Below are 13,904 nucleotides of genomic sequence, written 5' to 3' on the forward strand. Positions count from 1 at the left end.
CATGCACGTCATCGCGACCGCCGGCCACGTTGACCACGGCAAAAGCACTCTCATCCGTGCGCTCACAGGTATAGAAACGGATCGCTGGGAGGAAGAGCAGCGCCGCGGTCTCACGATCGACCTTGGCTTCGCGTGGTGCACGCTCCCTTCCGGGCGCGGCGTGAGTTTCGTGGATGTTCCCGGCCACGAACGGTTCATCGGCAATATGCTCGCGGGCCTCGGCCCGGTGCCGATCGTGTTATTCGTGGTCGCTGCGGATGAGGGCTGGAGCGCCCAATCGAGCGACCACCGCGATGCCGTGAAGGCCCTCGGGATCTCCCACGGCATCATCGTGGTGACTCGTGCCGATCGCGCACCTGATCGCGTCGAGGCCGTGATTGCCGAGGCACGGCGCGAACTCGCCGACACGGGACTTGCCCACGCTCCCGCATGCGGTGTTTCCGGCGTGACGGGGGAGGGCATCGATGCCCTCCGAAGTGAGCTCGATGCTCTCGTGGCAAGCGTCGCAGCGGCGTCCCCGCACGAGAGCGTGCGCCTGTGGATCGATCGCTCTTTCACGATCGACGGAGCGGGGACCGTTGTGACCGGCACGCTTGGGGCCGGCACCGTGCGCCCTGGCGACGACCTGATACTCGTGAGCACGCGACACGACGGCGCTGAGCCCCGAAAGGTGAGCGTGCGAGGCGTGCAGTCCCGGGGTGCGCGCGAAGACGCTGTTGAACCCGTGAGCCGCGCCGCCCTCAACCTTCGCCAAATTCCCGCGAGCGACATCCACCGCGGCGATGTACTCCTCACCCCCGAGGCCTTCCATCTCACTCGCGTCGTGGACGTGCGCAGCGTGAGCGGCGACAGCCTCGACGATATTCCACGCGAGACCATGATCCACGTGGGAAGCGCGGCCGTGAACGCGCGGGTGCGGCCCCTCGGCGCAGACCACGCCCGCCTCACCTTCGATAAACCCCTCCCGCTCGTGATCGGTGATCGACTCGTCATGCGCGGCACGGGGGAGAGAGCAGTGCTCGGCGGCGTGCGGGTGCTCGATGTCGACCCGCCAGAGTTGCGTAGAAGAGGGGCCGGGAGCGCGCGTGAAAGCGAACTTGAGCACATGAGCGAGCACGGCGACGTGGGGCGCGAGATTGAGCGCCGCGGAGCGATCCTCGAAACAGAACTGAGGAAAATGGGCTTCGAGGTGAGCGGCGAGCTTGAGGGGGTTGTGTCCGACGGCGCCTGGCTCGTGAGCGATGCCTTCCTCGAGAATCGTGGCCGCGCCCTTAGGGAACGCGTTGCCGGTGCGACCAAAGCGAATGCGCTTCGCCCCGGGCTCTCGCGTAAGGAAGCCTTTGAGGCCCTTGCCCTACCAGCTCCTGATCTCCTGCCGATGATCGTGCGAAAAGCGGCGCTCGTTGAACGTGACGGTTTGATCGTCGACCCCTCCGTGCAAGCGGGACTCGGCGAGGCCGAAGCGAGCGTTGCGAAGCTCGAAGCGAAGCTCAAGAGAGACCCGTTCAACGCCCCGGAACTTGGAGATCTCGCGGCGCTCGGTCTGAGTGCGAAAGAACTCGCCGCTGCCGCGAAACAGGGGCGGCTCTTGAGAATTGGGCAACCGTCGGACAACCTCGTGCTGCTGCCCACCGCGCCCGCCCTCGCGATGCGCGAGCTGGCGGCGCTCCCGCAGCCGTTTACCACCTCGCAGGCGCGCCGTGCTCTCGGTACCACGCGGCGCACCGTGATTCCGCTCCTTGAGCACCTCGACAAAAAGGGCTGGACGCGCCGCATCGATGCGGGGCACCGCGAAATCGTTCGTTAAATTGCGTTCTCCCCGCACCGAAGTGGTTCCAGTGCGGGGAGAACGATGGTGTACTGAGGCGCGTGCTTAGACGAACTCGATGCGTGAATCCGCGTGGCCGAGGATCACGACGGGCGTGATCGCCTTGTAGCCCGCCGCTTCGATCGCCGAGCGGTCGAAGTCCACAAGAGGCTGGCCCGCGACGACGCGATCACCGTTCTTTACGCGCACCGTGAAGCCCTTGCCGTTCATCTTCACGGTGTCGAGGCCCACGTGGATGAGGACCTCGGCGCCGTCGTCGAGCGTGAGCGCCACGGCGTGACCCGTCGGGAACGCTTGCGACACGACGCCAGCGGCGGGAGTCACGACCTGGTTGCCGCTCGGGTCGATCGCGACGCCGCCACCGAGAAGCCGTTCGGCGAACGTTGAATCGGGAACATCCTCGAGCGGGACGATTGCCCCCTCGAGGGGCTGGCGCATGCGCACGAGCGCAAACTCGGGTTTGTCGGCAACGGTAGTTGCGGCAGGAGAAGCCGCGGGGGCGGCAGCGGAGCCCTCAGTACTCGCGACGGGTGCCGGATCAGCAATGCTTTCGGCCTCGGCGCGCGCGGGCGGTTCAATCGAACCGTCCATGAGGCCCTCCATCGCGTCCTTCACGAACTGCACGTTGAGTCCGTAGATCACCTGATAAAGGTTGCCTCCAGGCTTCATGACGCCAGTCGCGCCCGCGGCCTTGAGAGCCTGCTCATCGGCAAGGGACACATCGTTGAGGCTCAAGCGCAGGCGCGTCGCGCAGTTCTCGACCTCGTCGATGTTGCTCTTGCCGCCGAGCGCCTCGAGAAAACGGTGTGCAGTGAGGACGTACTTGTCGGCGCCGGTGGCCTGAGAGTCGCTTTCGTCATCGGTCTCATCCTCGTCGGCACCGCGGCCCGGGGTCTTGAGGTCCCACTTGAGGATCACGAAACGGAACACGAGGAAGTAGATCACGAACCAGATTGCGCCCATGAGGAAGATTGCCCACGGGTTCATCGCGAGGGGGTTCACCCACTGCAGCACGAGGTCGATGAAGCCGCCCGAGAAGCCGAAGCCCGAGCGAACGGGGAGGGCAGCAGTGACACCCATCGAGATCCCCATGAAGATCGCGTGGATGAGGTAGAGCCCCGGCGCAAGGAACATGAAGAGGAACTCGAGAGGCTCCGTGATGCCCACGAGGAACGCCGCGAACGCGGCGCCAATGAGGATGCCGCCCGTGGCCTTCTTCTTCGACGGCTTTGAGGTCACATACATCGCGAGCGCGGCGCCGGGAAGACCCATCATCATGACCGGGAAGAACCCGGTCATGTACTGACCTGTCACGCCACGCGTGCCGGTGCCTGCGAGGAAGTTGTTGAGGTCGTTCACGCCCGCGATATCGAACCAGAACACGGCGTTAAGCGCGTGGTGGAGGCCGAGCGGAATGAGAAGACGGTTGAAGAAGCCATAGAGACCGGCACCGACCGGGCCGAGCGTAAGCATCCACTCGCCGAAGGCCACGAGGCCACCGAAGACGAGCGGCCACACGAACATGAGCACGAGTGCGGCGACGAGAGAGAGGAGGGCCGAGATGATCGCCACCGAGCGCTTACCCGAGAAAAATGCGAGGAAGTCAGGAAGCTTCGTGTCCTTGAATTTATCGAAGCTCCACGCTGCGATGAGGCCGCAGATGAGGGCTACAAAAACGTTATTGACCTTGCTGAATGCGGGGTCGACCTGCGTCACATCGCTCAGGCCCTGGAACTTCATGATGGTCTCGGGTTTGAGGAGAGTGGTGACCGTGAGCCACGAGGTCAGGCCGGCGAGGGCTGCGACGCCGTCGGCCTTCTTCGGCATGCCGATCGCGACACCGATCGCGAAAAGGAGCGGGATGTTATCGATCAGCGCGCCGCCCGCCGCAGCGAGGAACGCACCGATGACGTTGTTGGGGTCGCCGGTGGCACCCGCAATCCAGTAGCCAAGCCCCGAGAAGATCGAGGCGACGGGAAGTACGGCGACCGGCAGCATGAGTGACCTGCCGAGCCGCTGGAAGAAATTCATCAAGACGTATCACTCCAAGGGAAAGTGCGCATCCTTGCGCGAGGAACGCGGACGCGGTCACGCCCGAGGTAGGAATATACTACGGGGTTGGTAAAACGCAGAGATCAGCGTCGCCGTGCACGCGTGAGGTCCATGTCCCAAGAATAGTGCCGGGGAAGTTCCGGAAGATCCCATGAGGGGTTGGGGAAGAAATATTCGAAGCCCGCATTGAAGGGATAGCCCCAGGCCTCGATATCGCGTTCGGCCTCACGGCCCCACGTGCGAATCTGCTCCGTCATCTCGTGGCTGAAGTACCCGATTCGCTCGGCGCCCTCAAGTTCGTCCTCATCCTTGTAGTGGTAGTCGTGGCGGGGGAGCACCACGAGGTCGAGAACGAGATCGCGTGAGCGGACCCCCTCCTCAGTGCGCTCGAGGGGGGTTTCAAGGTTCACGTAGTAGCAGCCGAGTGTGCCATCGTCCTTATAGAACAACCACACCGAGTAGGGCTTATCGGGCAGGCCGATCATGAGAATGCCGTTGCCTGTCCACAGCTGCTTCGATTGGGTGCGGGGGGCAGTAAACATGCCCTCATCGCCGGCGCGCCTGAGCGGGGCGCCCGATTCAAGAACGGGGAGGAGAACCTCCGTGCCTGGCGCGATCCACACGACGATTCCGCGGTCATCATCAATGACGACGGTTCCCGGCCGCACGGTGATGGTCTCGTGCGCGTGCGTGTAGTACGTCCAGGTCACGTGGTCCCCGGCGGACCAACGCTTCTGGGTATTCATGACTCTTCCGTGGCCCCATAAGCCTCCCGGATGCTCCGCGACGGGCCGTTTTCGCGAAGTCATTTGTGCCCCGGAAGGGGAAACGAGTATGCCTCGAGCCTACCGGAGTGCGAGCACGTTATGCGAGTGTCATCCTTCACGGCGCGTCAAAGAGCGGTACCTGACGGAGGGAAAGGCGAGAGCGCTCAGCCCGAAAGCGAGGATTGCCCTTTAGCGAGACCAGGCATTCCACAGTTCGGCGTAGCGCCCGCCGAGCGCGACAAGTTCCTCGTGACTTCCCGATTCCACAACCGCGCCGTCGGCCATGACCAGGATTCGATCCGCCTCTTTCGCTTGTGAAAGGCGGTGCGCCACGATGAGCGTTGTGCGACCGCGTGCGACCTGGATCGCGGCCTGTTCGAGCACGCGTGCACCCGAACTACCTTCGTCGGCGGTGGCTTCATCCATGATGAGAATGGCTGGGTCCTGAAGCACAATCCGGGCGAGAGCGAGCTGCTGTCCCTGCTCTGCGGTGAGTTTCGCCCCCTTTTCACCGACCTCGGTGTCGAGCCCTTTGGGAAGGAGTCTCGCCCATTCTTCGGCACCGACCCGCGCGAGAGCGCTCCATAGCTCATCATCGCTCGCCTCAGCGTTCGCGAGGCGAAGGTCTTCGCGGAGAGTCCCGTGGAACACGTGGACGTCCTGCGAAACGATCGAGGCGTGAGAGCGCACGGCCTCGAGGTCCGCATGCGCGAGGTCGGCTCCGCCGTGGAGCACACGACCCCAGCGCGGGGTGAGCGTCCCCGCCATGATCGAGGCCAGGGTCGATTTGCCCGCGCCCGATGCCCCCACGAGTGCGACCGTTTCTCCCTCCTCGATCGATAGATCGATCGGAGCAAGCACGATCCGGCCGTTCTCGTGATACGAGTGGGCGACCCCCTCGAGGCGAATGGAGCCGTCCCTCGGCACTTCGGTCCCGGGCGAAGCGGCGGGGTCGATGGAGGTGATGACCCCGACCATGCGCGTAAGGCTCGCCGCGGCCGACTGAACGTCGTCAAGGGAGAAGATGAGCGACTGAAGGGGCCAAAAGAGCGTCACAATGTAGATGCACGCCGAGGCCACGAGCCCCACGGGCATGAGCCCCGCTTGGACGGTCGCGTACCCGATGAGCAGCACAAGAATGACGGCGAGGGTTTCGGGGATCATCATGATCCACACGACCTGGACGATGAGCCGGAAAAATTTCAACACGAGGGCGTAGGCGGCGGCGCTGAGCGCACCAACGTGCCGCGTCTCGCGCTCTTCGATGCCGTAGGCGTGCACGGTCGGGGCGCCATTGATTGCGGCAAGGAGACCCTGTGCACGCGCGCCCTTTGCAATGCGTTCGACGCGATAAATGCGGTTCGTACGCGGCAGGTAAAAACGCAGTGCCCACACGTAAAAGGGAATGATCGCGACAACGAGAATGAGAAGCCACGGGCTGATCATGACGAGCGCGATGAACGTCACCGTGATTTGGAAGATCACCGTGACGAGCCACGGCACGATGTTGTTGACGGCTTTCGCGGTCACATCGACATCATCGGCGACTCTCGAGAGTGCGTCGCCGATGCCCGCCTGCTCCATCGTTTGCGTGGGCAGATCGAGGGCGCGGTCGATCACATCCTCGCGCATTCCCGCTAGGAGGCGCTGGCCGAGTCCCGAGATGAGGGCGCGTGAAAGAGCCGAGGCGAGCGCTTGGACGGCGCCCGCTGCGACGAGCATTCCGGCGATGGTCCAGAGCGCCTGAGTAGTTCCTCCGGTCGTGACCACGTCTACCGCGCGCCCCATGAAGTACGGGCCGAGTGCACCTGCAAGCGCGGCCATGATGGTTGCCGCAAGCATCCCGAGGGCGAGAGGAGTGAAGTCGCGAAGCCGGCCGAGTACGAATCGGCCGGTCTCACCGAAGGAAGCAATCGGAAGGAGCTCCGCGTGGCGCGAAAGCTGGCGCGCCACGTCGCCTTCGGCCTCCATCGAGGCGATCAGGTCGCGTTCGGCTTCGCTCGCAGTGTTTGCTGTGCGCGTGCTGTTTTCGCTCATCGTTGCACCACCTTCCGGTATGCCTCGGCGTGCATGAGCTCGTGGTGGGGGCCTTCGGCGCTTACCTCGCCGCCTCGCACGAAGAGCACGCGGTCGGCCTGATCGAGAAGCGCCGGAGCCTTCGCGATGAGCACCGTGATGCGGTCCTCGACCTTGCGCGCCTCGCGCACCCCTTGGGCGATTTTGTGTTCCGTCACGGCGTCGACCGCGGTCGTCGGGTCGTTGAGCACAAGCACGGGAACATCCGCCGCAAGTGCGCGTGCGAGAGCCAGGCGCTGGCGCTGGCCACCAGAGAGGTTCGCGCCGCGGTCAAGGATGCGCGTGTCGAGCCCCTCGGGCAGGATCCTCAAAAGATCATCTGCACCTGCGGATTCGAGAGCCGCGTGCGCCCAGGTATCGGGATCGTTCGTCGTGCCGGGTGAATTGCCTGGAGCGGGGCGCTTTGTGTCGAGTTGCTCGCGCAGCGTGCCATCGAAAAGGTCGACCGCGTGCGGCTCGATAAGGAGGCTTTCGCGCGGAATGTCGAGCGAAGAAAGTTCGCTGAGGGCGAGGCGGGCGTCGGAAGCGGATTCCGGAACGAGTGCGACGATCTGAGAATCGCGCACGGTGCCGAGAAGAGGGGTGGAGATTTCACCGAGGCCCGGAAGGCGTGGGGGAGCAGTGGGCTCCGTGCGTGCCGAAAGGGCCTCGGGCGAGCCGGCCTTGACGAGAGAATTGAGCGCGGGTTCGGTGATGCTTCGCCCCATTTCACTCAGGAGGTGGCGGATGCGGCGCGCCGAGGTCGAGAAGCTCGCCCACCACACGGGCACCCCGGCGAGGCCCGCCATCATGCCCGAAAGGTTGCGCACGAGACCCGCAATCGAGATGAACACGCCTACCGACATCGCGCCCTCGAGCGTGAGCGTACCCGAGGCGACGACGACCGCGGCAATCATGATCGAAGAGGTAAAGAGCATGAGGCCGTCGGAAAGACCTGAAAAGCGAGCGTTGGTGAGCGCGGCATCGAGGGCGGTGCGTGACCGAGTGCGATACGTGGTGCGGGCGCGAGTCTGCACGCCGAGGCCCTGAAGCACGCGAAGTCCGTGGACGAGGTCTGTCGCGGTCGCGGCAGCGTCGGCAGCGCGTGACTGCTGGTTGTCGTACTTTTCGGAGAGGATCGGCGTGACGACTCGCAAGATCACCACCTGCAGGGCGAGGCTCGCAAAAACGATGAGCCCCACGAGGGGATTCATGACCGTGAGCCACACACCTGCCCCCACGACGGCGATCGACGCGGGCACGGCCTCCGTCATCATGTCGAAGACATCGGGAGCGCGATCAGCATCCGAGGTCGCGATTGAAAGGATTTCCCCTGCGGGGCGATCGATCTGTCGGGACGCGGGGTCTAGGGCAGCCGCGGTGACGGCGAGGCGCAGATTGTGCTGCTCGCGCGCTCGGATCTCCATGATCGGTTCGAAAAATCGCGCCCAGCACCAGTTGGAGAGAAGCAGGAGTCCTGCAAGACCCGCGGCACCGCCCACGGTGAGCCACAGATTGGCTTTAAAGATGCCGTGATCGATCACGAGGCCGATCCCGATGGGGATGACCATATTGATCGCTTCGCTCGCCATCGCGAGCACCATGAACCACGTGAGTGGGCGGGAATTGCGCCGCAGAATCGCGCGCATGACGGACCGCTCGCGCAGCTCGCTTTTGCTGAGGTGCGCTTCCGCGGCATGGCGCTTCGCGCGCTTCTTTGTGCGGGTGTTTTCGGTGCTCACGGGCGCTTCGCTCATCCCCATTAGTTAACTAAGAAATACGAGGTGTCGCAATCGCTTCTCGGAAAACGGACGGTGGCGTCTGACACAATGGCCCGGTAATGATTCGCGACGAAAGGATCTTCACGTGAGCGCCACGAAACGAGACGTTCTTCTCTACATCGACCCCACGTGCCCGTTCGCGTGGGTCACGAGTCGCTGGCTCCTTCACGCCGTGAAAGAGCGCCCCGAATACACCCCGCGCTTCTCCATCATGTCGCTGTATGTGCTCAACGAGGGCCGCGATCTCGACCCGAATTACCGCGCCCTCATTGACCAGACCCTGAGCCCCGCACACCTCTTCATGGCCGTGCAGCGCGAGCTCGGCCAGGAGGCGTTCTCGAAGCTGTACACCGCCTGGGGCGAGCGTTTCCACGTCCAGGACCGCCGCGACGACTTCCTTGAGGTGGCGCGCGAGTCCCTTGAGGAAGCCGGAATCGACGCCTCGTATCTCGAGCATTGGGAAGGCCGCACCTACGAGGCTGAGCTGCGTGAGGAACAGGCGAAAGTCCAAAAGATGGTTGGTGACGATGTGGGCACGCCCGTGATCTCTTTCGGTTCTGGCACCGCGTACTTCGGTCCCGTTTTAACGCGCGCTCCGCGAGGCGAGGAAGCCGGCGCCTTGCTCGATGGTCTCGCCGCGATGACGACCGTGCGTGGCTTCTCCGAACTCAAACGTGCCCGCACCGGCGGTCTCGACTTCTCCTGAAGCTTCCTCTATTTCGATTACAGAAGAAAGGGCTGCTCATGCGCCTTCACATCGCTACCGATCATGCCGGTTTTGACCTCAAAAACCGGCTCATCACCATCTTTGAGGGCAAGGGCCACGAGGTCATCGACCACGGTGCGTTCGAGGTCGACCCGCTCGATGACTACCCGCCGTTTTGTTCGGACTGCGGCGAGGCCGTGGTCGCGGATCCGGGGAGCCTCGGCATCGTGATCGGCGGCTCGGGCAACGGCGAGCAGATCGCCGCAAACAAGGTCAAGGGCGTGCGCGCGGCCCTCGTGTGGAATGAGGCCACCGCGAAGCTTGCACGTGAGCACAACGACGCGAATGTGATCGCCGTTGGTGCGCGCCAGCACAGCGAGGAAGAACTCATTGGCCTCATCGAGACGTTCGTCAACGAGCCCTTCTCGGGCGACGAACGCCACGTGCGGCGAATCGCCAAGATCGCCGAATACGAAAAGACGGGCACGTACGCCAAGCGCTAACGAAAGGGCGGTGAGTGATGCCCGAGGGGCACACAATTCACCGGCTCGCACGCGCGATGAACGCCGCATTCGGGAAAACCCGGGTGCGGCTTTCCTCACCGCAGGGCCGGTTCGAGCAAGGGGCCGCGGAGCTTGACGGTTGGGTCATGGTGCGCGCCGAGGCAGCGGGAAAGCACCTGTTCATGGGCTTTTCTCCGCACGGGGACACCGAACCGATTCGGTTCATTCATATCCATCTGGGGCTTTATGGCTCATGGACTTTCGCGGGTAGCGAGAGTTTCCACCGGGTGCACGCGATCGGGGCGCCTCGCAGGGAGCTTGAGGTGGGGTCCGACGGCACCTGGGCCTCAATTGTGCCCGGCGTCAACGTCAGGCTCCGCATCCGCGGGGCAGAGGGACTTGCTGACCTGACCGGCCCCAACCAATGTCGTGTGATCGACGTTGCCGAGCGCGAGGCGGTTCTCGAACGGCTTGGACCAGATCCCCTTCGCCGGGACGCCGATCCGCGTGAGTTTGTGCGACGCATTAAGAAATCACGCCAAAGCATCGGTCAGCTTCTCATGGATCAGCGCGTGTGTGCGGGCATCGGCAATATCTACCGTGCCGAGCTCCTGTTTCGCGCGCGGCTCGACCCTTACGTGCCCGGCAATGAGCTCACCGTGCCGCTGATTCAGGCCCTGTGGGAGGATCTGGTGCCGCTCATGGCCTACGGCGAGCGCACGGGCCGCATCGTCACGACTCAGCCCGAGCATCGAAAAATCCATCGCGAACTCAACGAACGCACGGTTCCCGTGTATCAAAACGGGGACGATGACCCCGCGAGTGTTCCGCGCGAGGAGTCGTTTTACGTGTATCACCGCCAGGGTTTCCCGTGTCGCGTGTGCGAAGCGAACATACGCGATGCCGACCTTGCCGGGCGCGCGCTCTACTGGTGCCCCCGCTGCCAAAAGCGTCGCGTGCGGAAAGCCGGCTGGACAGAGGCGAACAGCGCGGCGAGCTGGGCCTACACTCGGGAGGGTGAATGAGATGACACGACACCCCAAATACGAGATGCGGATCCTTGCCACGAGGCCCGACGGAGCCCAACTTAAAGCCTCCCACCTCAGTTTCATGGATCCCGAGATCGTGTACTCGCTGTGCATGCTCCGCCAGGACGTGTTCATCATTGAGCAGGGGGTATCGAGCGAGCAAGAGCTCGACGGGCTCGACCGCGAGGATTCCACCATCACCGTGTGGTGGGAAAAAGACGGCGAGGTGATCGGTACGATCCGCGTGTTCCCCGGAGAGGGCTGCATGAGAATCGGCCGTCTCGCGTGCGCGAAGAGCGCCCGACGCGGCGGTTACGGCGGCGCCCTCATGGCCGCGGCGATCGACCTGTGTAAGGAACGCGAGAGCACCCAGAAAATCGTGATCCACGGGCAGTCCTACCTCAAAGATTGGTACGAATCGCTCGGTTACGTGACCGTGAGCGACGAGTTCGACGAGGCCGGGATCGCGCATTACACGATGGAGTACCACCACCCGTAGATGTTTCCAGGAGGAGCGACGATGAGCACCAATGTGTCTGCCGCGCGCGCGGCCGGCGAAGAGAACGTCCAGCCACCAGCCACCCTTACGCTCCACCGGGCGAGCGCCGAGCCGTGGGCACTCGCGATTCACGGCGGTGCCGGCGGTCGCATCCTCGAGCTCGGCGAACAGGCCGACTACGAGAGCGGTATGCGCGAGGCGCACGCGGCAGGCGAATCGATTCTCGCCGCTGGCAGGAGCGCACTCGAGGCGTGCTGCGCTGCTGTGCAATCGCTCGAGGAGAACCCCCTGTTCAACGCGGGTCGTGGTGCGGCGCTCGCGAAAGACGGGCGCGCCGAACTCGATGCCTCGGTCATGGACGGGGCTAGCGGCCTCGCCGGCGCGGTTCTCGCGAGTCGGCATGCCAAGAGCCCCGTGCGTGCGGCGCGCGCCGTCATGGAACGCACCGACCACGTGATGATCGTCGATCCGCCCGCCGACCTTGTGCGTGACTGGGACCTCGAGGTTGCGGACCGCGCGTGGTTTGTGACCGAGCGGCGCCTCGCACAGCTGCGACGGCTGCTCGACAAGAAAGAGAGCGGCCCAAGGCACGGCACCGTCGGAGCCGTGGCCCTTGATACGAACGGCCACCTCGCCGCCGCCACCTCGACGGGAGGAATCAGCGCGCAGGATGTGGGCCGCATCGGGGACACTCCCGTGATCGGGGCCGGCACGTACGCGCGCGACGGACTCGCGGCACTGTCATGCACGGGGGAGGGCGAGGCCTTCCTCCGCGGCGTTGTGGCCTACGACGTTGCCGCGCGCATGAGGTATGCGACCTGCGACCTTCCCACCGCCGTCGCGGCCACCATCGAGGAGACCCTCACCGAGAAGGGCTCGAGCGGCGGCCTCATCGCAGTGCTGCCCACCGGGGAAATGGTCATCGCTTATAACTCGCCCATGATGTTTTCGGCGTACCGCGACGGGGCCGAGGTGTGCGTCCACCTCTAGTCAAGAGTCTCGCCCTTCGTCGCACACCTTAAACGGTGAGGGTGCAGAAAACGACGCGATGTGCCCGTTTTCTGCATCCTCAACCAGTGATTCCGTCTAGCGCGCGCGAGTGGCCTTCGACGGCGCGGATTCATTCCACAGGCGGTCGAGCGCCGTCACGACGATCCACTCACCGCCCGCGACCCCCTCAACGTGAACGCTCTGGCGCACGACTTGCTCATCGGCGCGCACACACGCGAGAAGGTTGCGGCCATCTGCGAGTTCGGCGGGATCGAATCGCGCACCCGAGACCCGGTAGATCGCGAAACTCGTCGCCTCAGAATGAGGGTGGCGATTGAACTCGACCACGGCGTTGCCGCGCGAGCAGCGCACCTTGAGGCCGTTTGGCGTGCGCGGCGCGGCCCCGCCCATGTGAGCGATGACAGGCACGATCGCGGGATGTGTGTAGTGGCGGCGAACAACCTCGCCCATCGCACCGTCTCGCTCATCCCGCACTGACTTCGCCGAGAAGTACACATCGCCCTCGACACGCGGGTAGTCTCGATTGAAGTCGAGGTGGCGTGCCATCTCTTCCGGATCCTCGATTGCGCCCGAGGCCTGCTTGTACATCGCTTGGCCGATGTAGAGTGCGACATCGGTGCCTTCGACGACATCGTTCCACCAGGGAACGAGCGCCGCGTAGTCGGCGACCTCAAGCCCGATCGGCCAGTAGATCTGAGGATTGATGTAGTCGACGAGGCCATCCTTGACCCACGCGCGCGAATCCGCGCAAATGATCTCGTAGCTCTCCGACCCGCTCGTGGCAGAACCGGCGGGATCGCTCGTGTCGTTGCGCCAAATGCCGAACGGGCTGATACCGAACTTCACCCACGGCTTGCACGAGCGGATCCTCTCTCGCATCTCGCGGATAAAGATCGTGATGTTCTCACGGCGCCAGTCATCACGCGAGGACGTGCCATCCGAGTAGCGCTCATAGGTCGCCTGGTCCGGGTAGTCCTTGCCTTCAACCTTGTACGGATAGAAGTAGTCGTCGAAGTGGACCGCATCGATGTCGTAGTGCTCGACCGAGTGCATGATCGCGCGTAGCGAGTGCTCGCGAACCTCTGGGATGCCCGGATCGAAATAGGTCTTCGTGCCGTACGCCCATGCCCACTCCTCGTTCACGAGCGCTGGATGGTCGGGGACGAGGTGGTCGACGGATTCGGTCATCGACACCCGGAAGGGGTTGTACCACGCGTGGAATTCGAGGTTGCGCTTGTGGGCCTCCTCGATCTGGAATGCGAGGGGATCAAATCCCGGGTCCTTGCCCTGTTCGCCCGTGAGGAACTGCGACCACGGTTCATACGGCGAGGGCCAGAAGGCATCGGCAGCCGGGCGAATTTGCGAAATCACCGCGTTGAGGTTGAGTTCTTTCGCCAGGTCAAGCCAGGCGAGGAATTCCGCTTTGGAGTCCTCGACGCTGAGGCCGGTGCGGCTCGGGTAGTCGATATTGTCGGTGGAGGCGATCCACATCGCGCGAAACTCGCGTGCGCGTGGGGCCACGGCTGCGTCGGAGGCGCTCGGCTCCTGCGGTGAAGGCGATGCGACGGCCGGGACCGCACCGATCGCGACGGCGAAGGCGCCCGCGCTGGCGGCGCCGGAGAGGGTCACGAATGAACGGCGTGAAAGATGAGTCATGAAGGTCTCCTCGTTGAG

Annotated in this window: 11 protein-coding genes; 6 read left to right on the top strand and 5 right to left on the bottom strand. The window is 64.0% G+C overall.

Annotated elements, in window-relative coordinates; translation table 11 throughout:
* Window position 1: 1 nt before the first annotated feature.
* On the top strand, window positions 2-1,807 hold the full coding sequence (gene selB, locus DAD186_RS03700; protein ID WP_065247551.1) for a selenocysteine-specific translation elongation factor: 1,806 nt from the start codon (window positions 2-4) through the stop codon (window positions 1,805-1,807).
* A 66-nt stretch (window positions 1,808-1,873) separates the two neighbouring features.
* On the opposite strand, the gene nagE is transcribed toward selB, so the two are convergent.
* The 4 genes from nagE to DAD186_RS03720 form a co-directional block, all read right to left on the bottom strand.
* A complete protein-coding gene (nagE, locus tag DAD186_RS03705) occupies window positions 1,874-3,859 on the bottom strand; it encodes an N-acetylglucosamine-specific PTS transporter subunit IIBC (protein ID WP_065247552.1) in 1,986 nt (661 codons plus the stop codon).
* Between the two features lie 104 nt (window positions 3,860-3,963).
* Window positions 3,964-4,626, bottom strand: a complete 663-nt coding sequence (locus tag DAD186_RS03710; protein WP_065247553.1) for a ribonuclease FAU-1 family protein — start codon at window positions 4,624-4,626, stop codon at window positions 3,964-3,966.
* 210 nt (window positions 4,627-4,836) lie between these two features.
* Entirely contained in the window at window positions 4,837-6,684 is a 1,848-nt protein-coding gene (locus DAD186_RS03715; protein ID WP_082991063.1) for an ABC transporter ATP-binding protein, read from the bottom strand.
* Window positions 6,681-8,459, bottom strand: coding sequence for an ABC transporter transmembrane domain-containing protein (locus tag DAD186_RS03720; RefSeq protein WP_236886283.1), 1,779 nt, complete (start codon window positions 8,457-8,459; stop codon window positions 6,681-6,683). The genes DAD186_RS03715 and DAD186_RS03720 overlap by 4 nt, the downstream gene beginning before the upstream one ends.
* A 109-nt stretch (window positions 8,460-8,568) precedes the next feature.
* Here DAD186_RS03720 and DAD186_RS03725 point away from each other — a divergent pair, with 109 nt between their 5' ends.
* Genes DAD186_RS03725 through DAD186_RS03745 form a run of 5 tightly spaced genes read left to right on the top strand, consistent with a single transcriptional unit; the run spans window position 8,569 to window position 12,209 of the window.
* Window positions 8,569-9,189 carry a mycothiol-dependent nitroreductase Rv2466c family protein gene (locus DAD186_RS03725; protein ID WP_065247554.1) on the top strand — a complete coding sequence of 207 codons (621 nt, stop codon included), beginning with the start codon at window positions 8,569-8,571 and terminating at the stop codon, window positions 9,187-9,189.
* Window positions 9,190-9,227: 38 nt separating this feature from the next.
* Window positions 9,228-9,692: a ribose-5-phosphate isomerase gene (locus DAD186_RS03730; RefSeq protein WP_055089617.1), complete on the top strand. Its 465-nt coding sequence runs from the start codon at window positions 9,228-9,230 to the stop codon at window positions 9,690-9,692.
* A gap of 17 nt (window positions 9,693-9,709) precedes the next feature.
* Window positions 9,710-10,717, top strand: a complete 1,008-nt coding sequence (locus tag DAD186_RS03735; protein WP_065247555.1) for an Fpg/Nei family DNA glycosylase — start codon at window positions 9,710-9,712, stop codon at window positions 10,715-10,717.
* Window position 10,718: 1 nt separating this feature from the next.
* Complete coding sequence (locus tag DAD186_RS03740) at window positions 10,719-11,219, top strand: GNAT family N-acetyltransferase (protein ID WP_082991064.1); 501 nt, start codon at window positions 10,719-10,721, stop codon at window positions 11,217-11,219.
* Window positions 11,220-11,240: 21 nt separating this feature from the next.
* Window positions 11,241-12,209 carry an isoaspartyl peptidase/L-asparaginase family protein gene (locus DAD186_RS03745; RefSeq protein ID WP_082991065.1) on the top strand — a complete coding sequence of 323 codons (969 nt, stop codon included), beginning with the start codon at window positions 11,241-11,243 and terminating at the stop codon, window positions 12,207-12,209.
* Window positions 12,210-12,305: 96 nt separating this feature from the next.
* Here the strand turns inward: DAD186_RS03745 and DAD186_RS03750 are convergent, their stop codons facing one another.
* Window positions 12,306-13,886 (bottom strand): glycoside hydrolase family 10-like protein, encoded by a 1,581-nt coding sequence (locus DAD186_RS03750; RefSeq protein WP_065247556.1) that lies wholly within the window; start codon window positions 13,884-13,886, stop codon window positions 12,306-12,308.
* Window positions 13,887-13,904: the final 18 nt, after the last annotated feature.

Origin of the sequence: Dermabacter vaginalis (assembly GCF_001678905.1) — a bacterium.
GTDB lineage: Bacteria > Actinomycetota > Actinomycetes > Actinomycetales > Dermabacteraceae > Dermabacter > Dermabacter vaginalis.

Bases quoted from the DNA above. Each gene is read 5' to 3' on its own strand.
- selB (WP_065247551.1), top strand. From the start codon at position 2: ATGCACGTCATCGCGACCGCCGGCCACGTTGACCACGGCAAAAGCACT.
- nagE (WP_065247552.1), bottom strand. From the start codon at position 3,859: ATGAATTTCTTCCAGCGGCTCGGCAGGTCACTCATGCTGCCGGTCGCC.
- DAD186_RS03710 (WP_065247553.1), bottom strand. From the start codon at position 4,626: ATGAATACCCAGAAGCGTTGGTCCGCCGGGGACCACGTGACCTGGACG.
- DAD186_RS03715 (WP_082991063.1), bottom strand. From the start codon at position 6,684: ATGAGCGAAAACAGCACGCGCACAGCAAACACTGCGAGCGAAGCCGAA.
- DAD186_RS03720 (WP_236886283.1), bottom strand. From the start codon at position 8,459: ATGAGCGAAGCGCCCGTGAGCACCGAAAACACCCGCACAAAGAAGCGC.
- DAD186_RS03730 (WP_055089617.1), top strand. From the start codon at position 9,228: ATGCGCCTTCACATCGCTACCGATCATGCCGGTTTTGACCTCAAAAAC.
- DAD186_RS03735 (WP_065247555.1), top strand. From the start codon at position 9,710: ATGCCCGAGGGGCACACAATTCACCGGCTCGCACGCGCGATGAACGCC.
- DAD186_RS03740 (WP_082991064.1), top strand. From the start codon at position 10,719: ATGACACGACACCCCAAATACGAGATGCGGATCCTTGCCACGAGGCCC.
- DAD186_RS03745 (WP_082991065.1), top strand. From the start codon at position 11,241: ATGAGCACCAATGTGTCTGCCGCGCGCGCGGCCGGCGAAGAGAACGTC.
- DAD186_RS03750 (WP_065247556.1), bottom strand. From the start codon at position 13,886: ATGACTCATCTTTCACGCCGTTCATTCGTGACCCTCTCCGGCGCCGCC.